The sequence below is a fragment of the Rhodococcus sp. NPDC056743 genome (assembly GCF_042790355.1).
GTDB lineage: Bacteria > Actinomycetota > Actinomycetes > Mycobacteriales > Mycobacteriaceae > Rhodococcus_F.
On the sequence record NZ_JBHTZI010000002.1, the window covers coordinates 191,826 to 208,578 of the forward strand.

Here is a 16,753-nt window from a genome sequence, read left to right on the forward strand (position 1 = left end):
CGAGAGGCGTTCCCCGGCACTCTTTGCCGGGGAACACCTCTCGGATCTCGTCGGGCTACGCGTCGTACGCGCTGTCCGTCAGATCGAACTTCGCACGAGCCTTCTCCTCGAGCGCCGGGATGTGATAGCTCGGGAACAGACCCTCCGCCGGCTCGACCCCGCGCAGCAACTGGCGCGCCACGGCGATCTTGTGGATCTCGGTAGCGCCGTCGGCAAGCCCCATGTGGTAGCTCTCGATCAGCCACTTACCCAACGGAAGTTCCTTGGAGACACCAAGCGAACCGTGCAACTGGACGGCACGCGAGGTGACGTCGAGCAGCACCTTCGGCATCGCAGCCTTGACCGCGGCGATGTCCTTGATCACCTTGCGGTAGTCGTTCTCCTGGTCGATCTTCCACGCCGTACGCAGCACGAACAAACGGAACTGCTCGATCTGGATCCACGAGTCCGCGATCATTTCCTGGACCAGCTGCTTGTCACCGAGACGACTGCCGCGGGTGGTCCGCGAGACTGCACGTTCGAGCATCATGTCGAGCGAAGCCTTCACCAATCCGACGGTGCGCATCGCGTGGTGGATGCGGCCACCGCCGAGTCGCGTCTGCGCAACCTCGAAGCCCTGGCCGACCCCACCGAGGATGTGGTCCTTGGGAATTCGCACGTTCTCCCAACGGGTATAGGCGTGTGTGCCGACCTCGTAGTCGTGACCCCAGACGCCCGTGTTGCGAACGATCGAGAGCCCGGGGGTTTCAGCCGGAACGATAAACTGCGACAGTCGCCGGTGCGGTTCCGCCTCCGGGTCCGTCACCGCCATGACGATGTAGAACGAGGCAAAGCGAGCGTTGGATCCGAACCACTTCTCTCCGTTGATGACCCACTCGTCACCGTCGAGAACTGCAGTGGTCTCGAACTCCACCGGGTTCGAGCCGCCCTGCGGCTCGGTCATCGCGTAGCAGGAGACGATCTCGTTGGAGACAAGGGGCTCGAGGTAGCGCTTCTTGAGTTCCGGAGTGCCGTAGTGCGCCAGGATCTCGGTGTTACCCGAATCCGGCGCCTGGCAACCGAAGACCACGGGGCCACTGTGTGTGCGACCGATGATCTCGTTGAGCAAACCGAGCTTGAGCTGGCCGTACCCCTGCCCGCCCAGCTCTGCACCGAGGTGCGTCGCCCACAGACCCTTTTCGCGAACCTTCTGCTGCAGCGGCTTGATCAGCTTGTTACGCAGCGGATCCGACATGTCCCAGGCGTGCGTGATGACCCGGTCGACAGGCTCTACTTCTTCGCGAACGAACTCCTCGGCCCAATCCAGAACCTTCTGGTACTCCGGGTCGGTTTCAAAACCCCAAGACATCGCTATTCCTTTCGTGGAAGTGTGTGGCTTCGGCGCCGACGCACCGTGAACCGAGTGCTACGAACTAAGCCTTGGCGATACGCCCGCCGTCCACCGGCAGCAACGCGCCGGTGGTGTAACTCGAAGCGTCTCCCGCCAGGTACAGCGCGGCACCGACAATTTCGTCGGGATTTCCGGGGCGGCGCAACGGGTATGCCTGCATGCGCTCAGCAACCTGGTCCATATCCCATGCCTTGCTGATGTCCGTCAGGAACGGGCCCGCCATGATCGCGTTGACGCGAACCTTCGGCCCGTAGGCCTGGGCAAATCCCTTGGTAAGAATGTTCAGCCCGCTCTTGGCGGCAGCGTATGGCAGGTCGCCGGGAGTGGGGCGCTCAGCGGCAATACTGCTGATGTTGATGATCGAGCCGCCGTCACCTTCGGCCATCCGCTTGCCGACCAATGCGGTCAACCGGAACGGTCCCTTGAGGTTCACGGCCATCACCTTGTCGTACAGATCTTCCGAGATCTCGTCGAGGCTCGAGTACAGCGGCGACATACCGGCATTGTTGACGAGGATGTCGACCTTGCCGAACTCTTGGTACGCGCGCTCCACCAACCCGTCCTGAGCAGCCCAGTCGCCCATGTGACAGGAGTAGGCAACCGCGCGACGACCGGTGGTCTCACGAACCTGCGTCGCCAATTCCTCACAGCTGTCGAGCTTTCGGCTGACGATCATCACGTCTGCTCCGGCTGCGGCAAAACCCAGGACCATTTCGCGTCCCAGTCCACGGCTTCCGCCGGTTACCACGGCAACTTTGCCCTCGAGCTGAAGGTCCGACATGTCAGGGTCCTCTCCTTGGCAAGATCCCTCTTGCACATTGATTACTGCAGTTGTCTTCAGTTGAATTCTCGTATGACGTCACCGGAGTGGGACGACGGTCTTGCCGGTTCCGGCGCCGTCGAGCATTCCCAGGAAGCCGGCCCACGCACCGCCGATACCACCCGGTACTGCGGTCTCCACCGGTCGAACCGCACCGGAGCTGATCCAGTCGCGCATCTCTTCCTCGAATTCGGGCCGCGCATCCAGATGATCCCGCAACAGGAACCCTTCCATCCGCGCACGACGCCACACCAGCTTGATCAGGTTACTGGGGCCGGGCTGCGGAGTCGCGGAATTGTAGATGCTGATCATTCCGCACAATGCCACTCGGGCATGATCGTTGAGCACGCGAATCGCTGCTTCGAGATGATCCCCGCCGACATTGTCGAAGTAGACGTCGAGTCCGGGCGCACCCAGATCGGCCAATGCGCCGCGAAGGAGGCTACTGACGGAACCACTGCGATAGTCGAACGCAGCATCGGCACCGAGATCGCAAACCAACGCCGCCTTCTCTGCAGATCCGGCACTGCCGATCACTGTGCAGCCCAGAGCTTTTGCGATCTGCACAACCGTCGATCCGACAGCACCCGCGGCAGAGGATATGAAGACGACGTCACCGGACTTCAGCTGAGCGATCCGACGCGCACCCACCCATGCAGTCATGCCCGGAATCCCGAGCGGCCCGAGATGGTGGGAAGAAATCCCGCTGCCGGTGTCGACAACAGTGCACTCGGCTTCCGGCACCAGCGAGTGCTCTCGCCAACCGTAGTCGTGAACCACCATTGTTCCGACCGCAATCGCATCCGAGGACGACGCGGTTACCCGCCCCACGGTGGGAGCCCGCATTGCCTCGCCAATGGCGTACGGTTCCGCATACGTCGATCGCTGCGCCATTCGGCCTCGCATGTACGGCTCCACCGACATGACGTCGTTCTCGACACGAACGAAACCAGGGCCCGGCTCACCGACCGCCGTCGAAACCAGTTCGACGTCGGTGTCGTTCGGCTGACCCTGCAGGTATCGCACCAGTCGCCATTCCCGACTGAACACGGGCCCGGCCGCGGTCACCGCGGCGCCATCCGAATGCCTCCATCCAACCGAATGACTTCACCGTTGAGCATCGGATTCGAGACGATATGCGCAGCGAGCGAACCGAACTCGTCGGGCGCGCCCAACCGACTCGGGTGTGGCACCTGCGAGCCCAACGATGCTTTTGCCTCGTCGCTCAATCCTGCGAGCAGCGGCGTGTCGAACAGGCCAGGAGCGATGGAGACGACGCGAATTGCGTGCGACGCCAGATCACGCGCCAGCGGGAGAGTCATGCCCGCGACAGCGGCCTTGGAGGCCGAGTACGCCGCCTGGCCGATCTGACCGTCGAATGCGGCGACCGATGCCGTGTTGATGATGACACCACGCTCTTCGCCCTCGACATCGTTGCGCACCATACGTTCTGCTGCCAGACGCGTCACGTTGAACGTGCCGAACAGGTTGATCGAGACGACGCGAGTGAAGACGTCCATCGGGAATACACCCTGACGTCCGACAACTCGCAGCGAACGACCCGTGCCCGCGCAGTTGACGGCTACCCGAAGCTCACCGAAGGAATCCGCGATGTCGAGAGCGGCCGCAACGGCAACTTCGTCGGTGACATCGGCCGGCGCGAATCGAGCTCGCTCACCCAGTTCCTCCGCAACCGCCGCACCATTCGAGGTCGGCAGGTCCAGCAAGACAACCTTGGCACCCTGATCCAGCAGTGCTCGCGCGGTGGCGAGCCCCAAACCCGAAGCGCCGCCCGTGACGAGAGCGACCTTGTCATTGACCTTCATGATGTGAATTCCTCACCGTTGCAAATTGTGTAGACGAGATTGACCGAACACAGGTGTAGATCAGATCCGCTCGATCACGAGAGCGTTTGCCATTCCACCGTGCTCACACATGGTCTGAAGTCCGTAGCGACCACCGCTGCGCTCGAGATGGTTGACCATCGTGGCGAGCAAGCGAACTCCCGAGGCGCCAATCGCATGACCGAGGGAAATCGCGCCGCCGACGGGGTTGACCTTGGCCAGATCCACGTCGAGTTCGCGGGCCCAGGCCAGTGGAACCGACGCGAAGGCCTCGTTGACCTCGAATGCATCGATGTCGGCAACGGAAAGGCCCGCACGCGCAAGCACCTTGGTTGTGGCCGGGATCGGCGCTGTCAGCATGAACAGCGGATCATCGCCGGCCACCGCAAAATCCACGAACCGTGCTCGTGGCGTCAAACCGAGCTCCACGGCCTTTTCCTCGGACATGATCAGGGTCGCCGCGGCCGCATCGGTGAGCGGCGAGGAGTTACCCGGAGTGATCATCCAATCGAGTTCTCCGAACCGGGCATTCGCCTCGTCGGTGCGGAACGACGGGTTGAGCTTGCCGAGACTTTCCATTGTCGTGGTGGGGCGGACCGTCTCGTCGGTGTCGCGGCGGACTCCGTCGACCTCGACGGCAACAATCTCGTTGGCGTAGTCACCAGCAGCAGCGGCAGCTGCCGCACGTTGATGAGAAAGAAGTGCGTACTGGTCGACATCGTCACGGGTCAAACCCCACTTGCGGGCCACCAGTTCAGCCGAGATGCCCTGATTGACAAAACCTTCCGGGTATCGGGCAGTAACCGCATCACCCTGCAGGTCCTTCCCCATCGAGGCCGTACCCATCGGGATTCGGCTCATCGACTCGACACCGCAGGCCACTGCAACGTCGTAGGCGCCCGACATGACGCCCTGAGCGGCGAAATGCACAGCCTGTTGGCTGGAACCGCAGGCCCGCGTGACAGTGGTAGCCGGCACCGATTCCGGGAGACCGGCACCGAAGACGGCGTTACGGGTGAGATTGCCTGCCTGCTCCGACGCTTGGCTGACACAGCCACCGATCACATCGTCGATCAGTGCTGGATCGAAGTCGTTGCGTGCGACGAGCGAGCGCAGCGTGCTGGCCAACAGATCCACCGGATGCAGCCCGGACAGCGCTCCACCTGGCTTGCCGCGACCCGACGGGGTGCGGACGATATCGACGATCACGGCGTTACGCATGGGGCCTCCAGAATGGAAAGAAAGTGGCGGGGTATCAGAGAGTGGGAGACGTGATCTGGGCTGCAAGATCACGGCGGACAAGCTTGCCTGTCGCAGTCTTGGGCAGCTCGTCGACGAAAACGACCTCGTCGGGAGTGCGCGATCCACGCAGGCGGGCGCGGCACCAGTCACGGATCGCCTCGGGATCCGGAGTGTCGTTGCCCTTCACGACAATCACCGCGCAAATTCGCTCGCCCCATTCGTCATCGGGCATTCCGATGACCGCGGTTTCCTGAACCGACGGATGGTGAACCAGCACGTCCTCGATCTCAGCCGGCGCAATGTTCTCACCGCCGCGGATGATGGTGTCGTCGGCGCGACCTCCGATGTAGAGGAATTCACCCTCCACCCGGGCCTGATCCCGAGTCGGGAACCATCCCTGTGCGTCGAGAGCGGAGCCCTTGCCCATGTATTCGCCGCTGACCTGCGCGCCTCGTACCCACAACAGACCGGTCTCGCCGTCACCCAACACGTTGTCGGCTTCGTCGCGGATCTCGACCTCCATACCGGGCACGATGCGTCCGACGGAACCCAACCTGCTGCGCAGCGACGGATCAGCCAGCGCCTCACGATGGTCCTCCGGGCCGAGAACCGCGATGGTGGAACTGGTTTCAGTCAGACCGTAGGCGTTGACAAAGCCGGTCTGAGGGAAGGCCGCGAGCGCATGTTCGAGGACCGGTTGCGGCATCCGCGCACCGCCGTAGGCCAGCGATTCGAGCGCCGGGGTGTTGGCCTGGGCGCCGTCGAGGTGCTGTACGACGCGGGCCAGCATTGTCGGCACGACCATGGCGCTGGTGATCGATTCCTCGCGTACGAGATCGAGCCAGGACTGCGGTGTGAAGTCGGGTAGATGGACCATCCGTCGCGCGGAGTAGACGTTGCTGAGCACCGCTCCCATTCCGGCGATGTGATACGGCGGAGTGCTGACCAGCGTTGCCTGTTCCTCACCGGCAGAACCGAATTCGACGGTATTGAGCAAGTAGGACAACAGATGTTGGTGGCGCAGCAGCACACCCTTGGGGGCGGACGTGGTGCCGCTGGTGAACAGAACGATCGCCGTCTCGTCATCTGCCGCCGGTACGGTCTCGGTAGGCGGAGCCGCTGTGGCCCGAGCTGCGAACTCGGCGGTGGTCAGCACGATCGGAGCGGCATCGATGAGCTTGTCTCGGTACGCCTGATCTGCCACGACAATCGGATCATCCAGTTGCGCAATAAGTTCGATCAATTGATCGGTGGCGAGGCGATAATTCAACGGTGCAAAGCGCACGCCCGCTCTCGCAGCCGAGAAGACCAGCAGTGGCAGCGCCGCACTGTTGACGCCGACGAAGACCAGGTCCCGTGCACCCAACTCTCGCAGCACCGTGACACCGCCCGCGGCCGCGTCACTGAGCTGTTGGTAGGTCATGCCGTCGCTGCGTCGCCCGACCGCCAGCCTGTCCGGATACACCGATGTCGCCATATCCAGAGCCATTTCGATACCCATTGCACCCACTCGGTAGTCGCTGATTCATCGACAGTCACGCTTCGAGCGGCCCCACGACCACCCGGCACGACGTTTTCATACGAACCATAACAAGAGATTTACCCGTTGTGAAGCGGATCATGACAATGGTATACATCAATAGGGGTTCGCGACGCTTGCACGAGCCCGGCCGAACTCGACAAAAGAGGCTTTGCAATGGCACAGACGTCGCTACGTCCGAAGAAGACCGCACTACTAGTCGCCCAGCGCATCGTCTCCGACATCGCTCGTGCCGGAAACAGGGTCGGCGACCGTCTCCCCCCGGAACACCTCATGCTCGAGCAGTACGGGGTCGGCCGAGGTGTACTGCGCGAATCCCTGAGATTCCTCGAACTACAAGGTGTGATCTCACTGAAACCTGGCCCGGGTGGCGGTCCGATAGTGCAGCATCCCGACAGCAGCGTCCTGGCCACTGCCCTCACGCTGCTGCTTCAGTTCGAAAACGCACCCTTTCGCGCAATCGTCGAAGCACGCACCGCGCTCGAACCGATGATGGCTCAGCTCGCCGCAGAACGGATGAGCGACGAGGAAATCGCCGAACTGAAAAGTAACGTCGACAATACGCGGCGCAATGTCAACGATCTGACGATCTTCCACGACGAGATATCTCGATTCCACGACATCGTTGCCAGAGGGTCCGGAAATCAACTCTTCGCTCATCTGATCAACGCACTCCTGGGGATCCTCGACGGATCAGCCATGGGAATCGAGTACCCGGAGACTCATCGGCTTGCCAGCTGCACAATCCACGACGACATCTACGAGGCCATTGCCGCCCGCGACTCGGATGCCGCCCAAGAACTCATGAACGCGCACATCCAGGCACACGCCAAGTACACCGAATTCAAGTTCAAGGACGTACTCGACTCACCGATTCAGTGGAACAAGCTCACCTGACGGGGTAGCGACAGAAAAACGAATGCCTTCGAAAGAGGTGTACCTCTTCCGAAGGCATTCAGCCTTGTGCGGGGTTCAGCATGCCTTCCAGATCGGAGAACGCTTCTCCGCGAATGCAATCGGCCCTTCCTTGGCGTCTTCGCTGCTCAATACGGAGTGCCATTCAGCGTTCGACATCTCCCACATCTGTGCTTCGTCGACGCGTTTGCCGCCGACCACACCGTAGGCAACACGCTTGCTCGCCTGCACGGACAACGGCGCGTTCACGGCGATCCGTTCGGCCAGAGCAAGCGCGGCCTCTACGACGGAGCCGTCGGCTGCTACCTGGTTGATCAGCCCGCATTCGAGCGCCTTCGCCGATGAAATCGGATCGCCGGTGAACATCATCTCCATTGCGAGACGCTGGGGGATCTGCGCCGGCAGCCGGAACATACCACCGGCACCAGCGATCAAGCCGCGCTTCACCTCCGGCAATCCGAACGTCGAACTCTCTGCTGCCACAATCAAATCCGCGGTGAGCGCCAACTCGGTTCCGCCGCCCAATGCGGCGCCGTTGACGGCGGCAATGACCGGCTTGCTGATGAAGTTCTTGACGAATCCCGCAAATCCCCAGTGCTCGTTGCCGGGAGCATGAACGCTCTCACCGCGCGAGATTGCCTTGAGATCCGCTCCGGCACAGAATGATTTGTCGCCGGCCCCGGTAAGCACGACAACCCGAATCTCGGGATCGTTCTCCGCTTCCACGAGAGCTCCGCCGACGATTGCGCTGACCGCCGCATTGATTGCGTTACGAGCGGCCGGTCGGTTGATGGTGATGAGAAGGACATGACCTCTACGCTCGACAAGTGCGTCGGCTTCTTCGGACGTAGTGGGTTCGATGTGATTACTGCACATGTGAAGGTTCCTATCCGTCGGGATGCGTCAACCGAAGGCGATCGGGGCTTATGCCCGTCGCGCGGGCTGCGAGAATCGCCAGAAGGCAGGCCGGGTGATTCCGACCTGCCTCGAGACCCGACAATTCCCATGTCCCCCAACCGGTTCAGTTACCGGAAGTCTTCACGTCCGGTGGGAGGCATCGGTTCGGGCCGCTTGGCTGCGCATGAGCCTATCAGGACACACCAACATAATCGCGCCCGAGTTGGACGAGATTGAGACGGCCACACCTTCTTTGACGGCGGCCGGACAGTTCCGGCTCGGAACTCAGACTGTGCGCAGTTCGCGCTTGAGCAGCTTCCCGCTTTGGTTCCGGGGCAACTCCGGTACGAAACGAACATGCTTGGGCACCTTGAAGGGAGCGATCTTCTCCTTCACGTACGCGATCAACACCTCCGGCGTCAGGGCGTCCTGGCCGTCCTTGAGAACCACGATTGCGGTGATCGCTTCGATCCACTTCTCGTCAGGTGTTCCGATGACGGCAACTTCGGCAACAGCCGGGTGCGTGTAGATGGCGTCTTCGACTTCACGCGATGCAACGAGAATGCCGCCCGTGTTGATGACGTCCTTGATGCGGTCGACGACGGTGATGAACCCTTCACTGTCACGCACGACCAGATCGCCGGAATGAAACCAGCCGTCGCGGAAAGCTTCTGCAGTTGCTTCCGGGTTCTCCCAGTAGCCATTGCACAGTTGCGGTGAGCGGTAGAGAACCTCTCCGGAAACACCGTCCGGAACATCGTTGCCCTCGGCGTCGACAACTCGGGTTTCCACGAAGAACACCGCCCGACCGCACGACGACGGCCGATCCGTGTGCTCGTCCGGCTGCAGAACGGCTGCCAGTGGGCCGATTTCGGACTGTCCGAAGCAGTTGTAGAAGCCGATGTCCGGGTACTGCTCGCGCAGGCGATTCAGCACGGTGACCGGCATGATCGACGCACCGTACTGAGCTTTCTTCAGCGAAGACAGATCCCTGGTGTCGAGATCCGGATGATTGGCCAGGGGCACCCAGACTGTGGGGGCGAGGAACAGGGAGCCGATCTTGTCGGCTTCGATGCGGCGCAGAATCTCCGGGATATCCGGCGCTGCCATCACGTTGACCGTCGCGCCGACTGACAGATACGGAAGCATGAAGACGTGCATTCCCGCAGAGTGGTACATGGGCATGCAGATCAGGGGGTTATCTGCCTTGTCGAGTCCGAGCGCGATCACCGAGGACACGTACTCGTGCACCAGCGCTGCATGAGACATCATCGCGCCCTTGGGCTTCGACGTGGTGCCCGATGTGTAGAGCAACTGTGCCAGATCGGTTGACGAGGCTCGCGGTGCGAAGGTCGGGACCTCTCCGGCAGTGCTGAGGGTGACCACCGAATTTTTGTCGTCGCGCAACGGCACGACGTGGTCGATATCGAGATCGCCGCGCACCGAGTCGAGTGTCGGCAGCAATGCCGGATCCACCAGAACAGCCCGAGCGCCGGACTGCGCGACCAGGTAGCGCAGTTCGTCGCCCTTGAGCGCGTAATTCACCGGAACGTGCACCAAGCCCGCCCGGCAACACGCGAGGAACCCGATGACATAGGCATCGGAGTTGGTTCCGTACGCGGCCACCCGATCGCCGTGCTGTAACCCAAGGTTGACGAGATACGCCGCGACCCGCGTTACCGCCTCGTCGAGCTCCCGATACGTACGCGAGCGATCTTCGAAAACAACAGCTACCCGATCCGGGTACTTGGCTGCCGAGCGCCGAAGCACTCCGTCGATGGTGTTGGTACGCGGGTCCAGGCTCATGCACGATAGATTATCGGACGTCCAACTAATCCGAAAGGGCTAGTTCATTTGTTCTGCCACTGCGGTGCCCGCTTATCCACAAACGCCTGCATGCCTTCCTGAGCGTCGCAGGTCACCGCGTTTGTTGCCATCGTTTCCGCCATCGCCTCGTACGCCTGCGCCTGGGGCAGATCGACCTGTTGATAGAACGCCTGCTTACCGATCTTCACCGTCAGCGGGCTGGCAGTCGTGATCTTGGCGGCCAGTTCCCGGACGTGCTTGTCCAGGTCTTCCGGTTCTACGACGAAGTTCACCAGACCCCAATCGGCAGCGGTCTCGGCGTCGATCGTCTGGCCCGTCAGCAGCATCTGCATCGACCGTTTGCGGCCAACCGCCCTACTCAGAGCCACCATCGGCGTAGAGCAGAACAGGCCGATCTTGACTCCGGGTGTACCGAAAACAGCATTCGACGCTGCCACCACAAGGTCGCACGACGCCGCCAGCTGGCATCCTGCCGCGATAGCCGGTCCCTGCACCGCAGCGATCACCGGCTGGTCAATCTGCTGGACCGTCTCCATCATCTCGGTGCAGCCGTCGAAGATCGCGCGCTCGTCATCGAGGGTGCGGCCGATCATCTCCGTCAGATCGTGGCCGGCCGAGAACACCGGCCCCTCAGCTCGCACGACAACGATCCGGACGCGGGGGTCGGCGGAGAGTTCCCGAAGGCCCGTGGTCACCTCCCGCATGGTCTGCGCCGAGAGCGGATTGCGCCGCTGCGGCTGATCGAGGGTCAGAAATCCGATTCCTGTCGACTCGTCGACTGATGTAGCTACCGCGCTCTCGTTTATCTGCGTCTTCGACATGCGTCCTCTCTACCAATCGAATCCGTCCCGGTCAACGAGACGAAACGGGCAGTTCATACCGAAGCGTCGATACCTTTTCAGCTAATACTTCGCCACTACGAGGAGTGCCCATGAGCACCGACGCCATCATCACCACCGACCTTGCGCAGATCCTGCAGGCGCAACAGGCCGCCTCCCGCGCCGCGGGAGCGCCGAGCGCGCAGGAACGTCGCCGGCGCATCCAACAGGTGATCGACCTGCTCGTGGCGAACCACAAAGATCTGACCGAAGCCATGAACGAAGACTTCGGCGGACGCCTCCCTGCCTACTCCGTCATGAATGACGTTCTCGGATCGATGGTTTCACTCAAGCATGTCCGAGATTCGCTCGACGAGTGGATGGTTCGCTCTCCCCGCGCCACCAGCGCCGTCCAGGAGCAGCTGGGCGCCAAGGCCTACGTCGTGTACCAGCCCAAGGGCTCCATCGGCATCATCGGCACCTGGAATGCACCCCTCTTCACGCTCTTGAGCCCCCTCGCCTGCGCACTCGGCGCCGGCAACCGTGCCGTTCTGAAGCCCTCCGAAATCGTGCCGCACACCGCTGCCGTCTTGGCCGATGCCGCTGCGCGCGCCCTGGATCCACTCGAAATCGCGGTTGTCACAGGCGGACCCGATGTCGCTGACAGGCTCACCTCACTCCCCTTCGATCACTTGGTCTTCACCGGAAGCACGTCCGTCGGCAAGCTGGTGATGGCCAACGCCGCGAAGAACCTCGTCCCGGTCACTCTCGAACTCGGTGGCAAGTCGCCGAGCGTTCTGGGTAAGAGCGCCGACTTCGACGAAGCTGCACGCCGCTTGGCAATTGCGAAGTCCACCAACGGTGGTCAGCTCTGCGTCTCACCCGACCTGATCTACGTTCCGCGTGAAGGCATCGAGCGCTTCATCACCGCGTTCGCCAATTCGTTCACCGGTCTCTTCCCCACCGTTGCCGACAACACCGACATGGTCTCCATCGTCAACGACCGCCATCTCGCCCGTATCGAGGGATACATCGCCGATGCCGCCGATCGCGGCGCGCGCATCATCACCGTTCCCGACGAAGAACTTTCGGCTGACACGCGCCGACGTCCATTGCGATTGGTCGTCGATCCCCCGGTGGATGCCGAGATCATGAAGGAGGAGATCTTCGGACCGGCCGTCGTGATCTTGCCGTACGACGAGATGGACGCCGTTGTCGCCGACATCAACTCGCGACCGAAGCCGTTGGCGCTGTACTACTTCGGCACCGATCTCGACGAGAAGGAATCAGTGCTCGAACGCACCAATTCCGGTGGGGTCACGATCAACGACGCGATGGCGCACCCCGGCCTCTCCGACGCACCGTTCGGTGGTGTCGGCGCGTCCGGAATCGGTCACTACCACGGCCGCGAAGGCTTCCTCGAGTTCAGCCACGCACGTACGGTTCTCGAAGCAGCAGAGCATGATCCGCGCGGCGAGTGGGGCATGTTGCCGCCGTACGGCGACAGCTTCGAGCAGATGATGCTGGCTCAGGTCACTCCGTAGAGGTTCCGCCCCGGTAAGCCTTTCCGGTAGTCACATCTACCGGAAAGGCTTACCGGCGCAGTCTAGGCGAACCGAGCACTCAAGAACTCGACCAACTGCCAGGGCTCCGTCTCCGGTGAATCGAGCAGGGCAATCAGCCCGTCCTTGTCTGCGGCTGCGATCGGCTCGATTCCGCCGAACGTCCGCATCGCGCTGCCCGCGGACAATACTCGCGCACAGACCAACGAACCAGCTTCGAGGTTCAGGCTTCCCCACTCGTCGGCGACGTCGTGCGCCACGCCGGTTCGGACGTCGCTCAGTGTCAGTGATGTACCGGGCACCGTCGAGGTAACCTCGTACACCGATTGCGGCACCTGCAACCACTGCTGCGCCAGCTCCAATTCGTCGGCAGGCAGCAGTTCGCCGCGCCGCTCGACAAACACTCCGAAGATGTTGCTGTCGAAAAGTGCTGTGTCGACAGCCAATCCGCCTTCGAGTGCCCGGGTCAATGCGTCGTCGTCATCCCAATGCTGGGCGCGAATCTCGGCAAGGTCGAAGACGACATCGAAATACTCGGGGCTGCGTGAGAACAATTGCGCCTTGACGTACAACCAATTTGCCCGGTCGTCGAAGGTGATTTCCGACTTACCCAGATGGCAGACCTTGTACTTGCGCCCGGATCCACACCAGCACTTGTCATTACGGCCAAGCTCTGGATGTTCCGCCGGCGCATAGCGCGCGAGTACGTCGTGCAGAATCTCCGACTCTCCGCCCTCGATCCGACCGAGTAATGCAAGCGCCCGCGTTGCGTCGCTCCGATCGGCAGCAAGCAGCGCAAGCTCGAAAATCGCCGGTACCCAATCGGGATCGCGATCGAGCGCGCTCTCGTAGTATGCCTCGGCCATAATGATCTTGCCGAGACGATCTGCCGCCTTACCTGCGAGCCAGTACGCGGCGGGCTTTACCCGACGAGGCCCCTTGTCGGCCAGCGCCGTGGCCACAGCGTGCAAGATCTCGTCGTGGTCGTCGAGTTCGGACAACAATTCGAGTGCCGCCGCCGCTGCAGGCGGTTCGGCAACCGCCACATAGATCTGCGGGTTCTCCGTGATCTGCTGACGCGCCCAGTCGCCGATTTCTGCCGTGTCTTCCGGGAACTCGAGATGCGCAGCCGACACCAGATCGACCAGCGCGATCACTGCAGCGGCCTCGTCGGGGTGCAGGTTGTCGCGAATCTCGAGCATCCGCGCACGGTTCGCCAAGTGGAACGCCTCGAAATCGAAACCTTCGAGTGCGACGTAATCGCCGTCGCGTACGTAGCCGGCAGCTTCGAGCAGTTCTCCCAGCGGAGCCGCGGGCTGCCGGAACAGTGCCGACTCCTCGAGCATCAACTGCCACACAATCGCGTCGAGTGTTTCAGCGCCGGTATCGGTGAGGATGCTCGCGAGCAGCTCCGCAAATCCGGGCGTCGGATCGACTACGTCGGCAACGGTGCAGAGCGTCAACTCACGATCGGCGACGAACAGCCCGATCAGATCGCCTGCCGAGCATTCCGACAATGCGTCGGGGGCAAGCAGAAAGCCTTCGTCAGCCGGGAACGTCGGGTCGCCGATTCCGCGTTCGGCCAGGGCCGCGTCGTCGAGCCCACGGTGTACGACGCGAATCTCCCGATCCTCGGCGTCGTCGAAGCTGTCGAGGAAAACTCGCAAGACCATGAGGTCGGGGTTCGCGTCGAGAACGCCCGAGCTGATCTCGGCGTCGGTAAGGCGATGGGTAAGTATCCGGTGCTCGAACAGTGTGTCGAGCGCGGCATAACGGGCCCCGGTCAAATAGCCGAGCAGCGGATCCTCGACGTACTCGACGAACTCCGTCATGTCGTCGGGTGTTCCATGGCCGGCATCAGCCAGCAACTTTCCCCAGTCAGCAGCGGTCTGGGGGCCATGTTCGCGCAACAACTCCATCGCAGCTTCGGCGATCAAGTCATTGGGGTCCATAGGTTCGGTCACCTATCCAACTTTATCCGGTATGCCCCGGCACGAGTATTCCGCATCGACCAGCGCCGACGCCCTCAGCTCAGCACTCTGATCAGCTCGACGACATCTTGATGATCCCGCCCGAGAACCTGGAGCACATTGGCGGCCTGCAATTCGGAGGACACGACGACGCTGCCGACGACCTGGGCACTCGAACCTGCAGGCAAAACGCGGGCACACACCAAATCGCCGGGCTCGAGACCGGCGGCGCCGCTGACGGTCACGGTGTCGCCGGACCGACGATCGTGCAGCGTGTTGATCTCATCGACTTCGAACACGGACCGCTCGACATCGAGCCATTGAAGTGCAGTACCCACCTCATGTTCGGTAAGTAATTTTCCGCGGCGGGCAATGAACTGCGCGAAGACCCCACCCTCGAACAGTGCGATATCCAAGGCTGGACCGTCGAAAATACTTCGATCATCGTCAGCCGCGCCGGCAGCGACAAGATCGTCGAACTCGACAACCATGTCGGCAAATTCGGAGGAAAACGCGAACATGCACGCCTTCTTGTAGAGCCAGCGGCCGTCTTCTCGAACCGACTCGTCCACCTTCCCCAGGTGACACACCTTGTATTTCCGGCCGGATCCACACCAGCACTTGTCGTTTCGCCCCAGCTCGGGATGCTCCACCGGAATGAACTCCTGCAGCACTTCGTACAGGGTTTCCTCGGATCCGCCTTCGATTCTGCCCAACAAGGACAGTGCTCGGGTCGCGTCACTCCTGTCGGCGGCAAACTGTGCGAGCTCGAAAAGCGCCGGACCCCAATCAGCTTCCCATTCCAGCGCCTTCTCGTAATGCACCTCTGCGTCGAGAACGCGTCCGAGACGATCAGCCGCCTTACCTGCCAACCAATGTGCAGCAGGCTTGACAACCTTCGGACCGCGTTCGGCCAGTTCACCGCCGAGCGCTTCGAGGATCATGTCCGCGGTGGAGTCCTGCTTGCGGAACCCCAGATCGAACGCCGCCACGGCAGCGCCCGCATCCGCAAGGGCGGCAAACGAATCAGGAACGACACCGATATGTCGGCGAGCCCAGTCACGAATGTCAAGATTCTCGATCTCGGCGTCGACATATCCCCGCTCAGCCAGGTCGACAAAAGCTACAACGGCCACCGCTTCGTCATGCGTGAGATCGTAGGTCGACGCAATCTCCGCGGTGTGGATCTGGGCAGAATAGGCAGCAAAGTCGAATCCATTGCGTGCTAGTAGTTCTCGCTGATGCTCGTATCCTGCCGCCGCGAACAGCTCACCCAACGGAGTGCTGGGAACAGTGAACAACGACGAGTCGTCGACAGCGAGTTGCCAACCCACTGCTTCGAGCGCTTCCACACCGTTTTCGGCGACTACCTTCTCGAGTGCCTGCGCCAGATCCGGCTCGTCCTCGACATCCGCCTGCCACACCGTCAGCTCTCCGTCTTCGACGGCAACTGCGATCAGATCACCGGCGGCAGCACCTGCCAAAGTCCCACGGGGCAAGGCAACCACACGACGGCTGAGAGCACCATCAATCCCGCGCTCTCGCAACAAGTCTTGTTCGAACTCTGCTTCGACAACCCGATCTTCGCCGCCGATGCTCGACGCGAATCGCAGCACCGGTTCGAGGTCGGGCGTCGCCTCGAGCACCTCCGACGCGATCTCGACATCACTGAGCCGGTGTGTGAACACCAACCCGTCGAGCAGCTCGTCGAGAGCGACGTACTGGCCGCCGGGGAGGTATCCGATAATCGGATCATCAAGGTAATCGAGCACTTCGGCGATATCGGACGGAGAGCCGAACTCACTGACGCACTGCGCCCATTCTTCGAGACCGAGCGGACCGCGCTCACGCAGAGCGGTCATCGCAGCAGTAGCGAGGGCATTGTCGTCGACTTCGTTCACCACCCAATAGTAGGCGAGCGCGGAGGC

General features: G+C 61.9%; 13 protein-coding genes. 2 read left to right on the forward strand and 11 right to left on the reverse strand.

Going from position 1 to position 16,753, the window contains the following annotated elements:
* Positions 1-55: 55 nt before the first annotated feature.
* The 6 genes from ACFRFQ_RS05340 to ACFRFQ_RS05365 all read right to left on the reverse strand — a co-directional run bounded on the left by ACFRFQ_RS05340 (position 56) and on the right by ACFRFQ_RS05365 (position 6,797).
* Entirely contained in the window at positions 56-1,348 is a 1,293-nt protein-coding gene (locus tag ACFRFQ_RS05340) for an acyl-CoA dehydrogenase family protein (RefSeq protein WP_378654018.1), read from the reverse strand.
* A 64-nt stretch (positions 1,349-1,412) separates the two neighbouring features.
* The gene (locus tag ACFRFQ_RS05345; protein ID WP_378654020.1) at positions 1,413-2,171 is read right to left on the reverse strand and encodes an SDR family NAD(P)-dependent oxidoreductase; all 759 of its coding nucleotides are present in this window, start codon (positions 2,169-2,171) and stop codon (positions 1,413-1,415) included.
* Between the two features lie 78 nt (positions 2,172-2,249).
* Positions 2,250-3,278: an NADP-dependent oxidoreductase gene (locus ACFRFQ_RS05350; protein WP_378654022.1), complete on the reverse strand. Its 1,029-nt coding sequence runs from the start codon at positions 3,276-3,278 to the stop codon at positions 2,250-2,252.
* Positions 3,275-4,036: a 3-hydroxyacyl-CoA dehydrogenase gene (locus ACFRFQ_RS05355; protein ID WP_378654025.1), complete on the reverse strand. Its 762-nt coding sequence runs from the start codon at positions 4,034-4,036 to the stop codon at positions 3,275-3,277. The genes ACFRFQ_RS05350 and ACFRFQ_RS05355 overlap by 4 nt, the downstream gene beginning before the upstream one ends.
* A gap of 60 nt (positions 4,037-4,096) precedes the next feature.
* A complete protein-coding gene (locus ACFRFQ_RS05360; protein WP_378654028.1) occupies positions 4,097-5,275 on the reverse strand; it encodes a thiolase family protein in 1,179 nt (392 codons plus the stop codon).
* A gap of 34 nt (positions 5,276-5,309) precedes the next feature.
* On the reverse strand, positions 5,310-6,797 hold the full coding sequence (locus ACFRFQ_RS05365) for a class I adenylate-forming enzyme family protein (RefSeq protein ID WP_378654031.1): 1,488 nt from the start codon (positions 6,795-6,797) through the stop codon (positions 5,310-5,312).
* Between the two features lie 195 nt (positions 6,798-6,992).
* On the opposite strand from ACFRFQ_RS05365, the gene ACFRFQ_RS05370 reads away from it, so the two are divergent.
* On the forward strand, positions 6,993-7,733 hold the full coding sequence (locus ACFRFQ_RS05370) for a FadR/GntR family transcriptional regulator (RefSeq protein ID WP_378654034.1): 741 nt from the start codon (positions 6,993-6,995) through the stop codon (positions 7,731-7,733).
* Positions 7,734-7,808: 75 nt separating this feature from the next.
* Here ACFRFQ_RS05370 and ACFRFQ_RS05375 read toward each other — a convergent pair whose 3' ends face one another.
* From ACFRFQ_RS05375 to ACFRFQ_RS05385, 3 genes are all read right to left on the reverse strand, one after another.
* Positions 7,809-8,627: a crotonase/enoyl-CoA hydratase family protein gene (locus tag ACFRFQ_RS05375; protein WP_378654035.1), complete on the reverse strand. Its 819-nt coding sequence runs from the start codon at positions 8,625-8,627 to the stop codon at positions 7,809-7,811.
* 306 nt (positions 8,628-8,933) lie between these two features.
* Positions 8,934-10,454, reverse strand: coding sequence for an acyl-CoA synthetase (locus ACFRFQ_RS05380; RefSeq protein WP_378654037.1), 1,521 nt, complete (start codon positions 10,452-10,454; stop codon positions 8,934-8,936).
* Positions 10,455-10,498: 44 nt separating this feature from the next.
* Positions 10,499-11,296 (reverse strand): enoyl-CoA hydratase, encoded by a 798-nt coding sequence (locus tag ACFRFQ_RS05385; protein ID WP_378654039.1) that lies wholly within the window; start codon positions 11,294-11,296, stop codon positions 10,499-10,501.
* Positions 11,297-11,406: 110 nt separating this feature from the next.
* Here ACFRFQ_RS05385 and ACFRFQ_RS05390 point away from each other — a divergent pair, with 110 nt between their 5' ends.
* Entirely contained in the window at positions 11,407-12,837 is a 1,431-nt protein-coding gene (locus ACFRFQ_RS05390; RefSeq protein ID WP_378654040.1) for an aldehyde dehydrogenase family protein, read from the forward strand.
* Positions 12,838-12,899: 62 nt separating this feature from the next.
* On the opposite strand, the gene ACFRFQ_RS05395 is transcribed toward ACFRFQ_RS05390, so the two are convergent.
* Together ACFRFQ_RS05395 and ACFRFQ_RS05400 are read right to left on the reverse strand one after the other, a co-directional pair.
* The gene (locus ACFRFQ_RS05395) at positions 12,900-14,819 is read right to left on the reverse strand and encodes an SEC-C metal-binding domain-containing protein (RefSeq protein WP_378654042.1); all 1,920 of its coding nucleotides are present in this window, start codon (positions 14,817-14,819) and stop codon (positions 12,900-12,902) included.
* Positions 14,820-14,881: 62 nt separating this feature from the next.
* Positions 14,882-16,726, reverse strand: coding sequence for an SEC-C domain-containing protein (locus ACFRFQ_RS05400; RefSeq protein WP_378654045.1), 1,845 nt, complete (start codon positions 16,724-16,726; stop codon positions 14,882-14,884).
* Positions 16,727-16,753: the final 27 nt, after the last annotated feature.

Coding starts and splice junctions, on each gene's coding strand:
- ACFRFQ_RS05340 (WP_378654018.1), bottom strand. CDS start 1,348: ATGTCTTGGGGTTTTGAAACCGACCCGGAGTACCAGAAGGTTCTGGAT.
- ACFRFQ_RS05345 (WP_378654020.1), bottom strand. CDS start 2,171: ATGTCGGACCTTCAGCTCGAGGGCAAAGTTGCCGTGGTAACCGGCGGA.
- ACFRFQ_RS05355 (WP_378654025.1), bottom strand. CDS start 4,036: ATGAAGGTCAATGACAAGGTCGCTCTCGTCACGGGCGGCGCTTCGGGT.
- ACFRFQ_RS05360 (WP_378654028.1), bottom strand. CDS start 5,275: ATGCGTAACGCCGTGATCGTCGATATCGTCCGCACCCCGTCGGGTCGC.
- ACFRFQ_RS05365 (WP_378654031.1), bottom strand. CDS start 6,797: ATGGGTATCGAAATGGCTCTGGATATGGCGACATCGGTGTATCCGGAC.
- ACFRFQ_RS05370 (WP_378654034.1), top strand. CDS start 6,993: ATGGCACAGACGTCGCTACGTCCGAAGAAGACCGCACTACTAGTCGCC.
- ACFRFQ_RS05375 (WP_378654035.1), bottom strand. CDS start 8,627: ATGTGCAGTAATCACATCGAACCCACTACGTCCGAAGAAGCCGACGCA.
- ACFRFQ_RS05380 (WP_378654037.1), bottom strand. CDS start 10,454: ATGAGCCTGGACCCGCGTACCAACACCATCGACGGAGTGCTTCGGCGC.
- ACFRFQ_RS05385 (WP_378654039.1), bottom strand. CDS start 11,296: ATGTCGAAGACGCAGATAAACGAGAGCGCGGTAGCTACATCAGTCGAC.
- ACFRFQ_RS05390 (WP_378654040.1), top strand. CDS start 11,407: ATGAGCACCGACGCCATCATCACCACCGACCTTGCGCAGATCCTGCAG.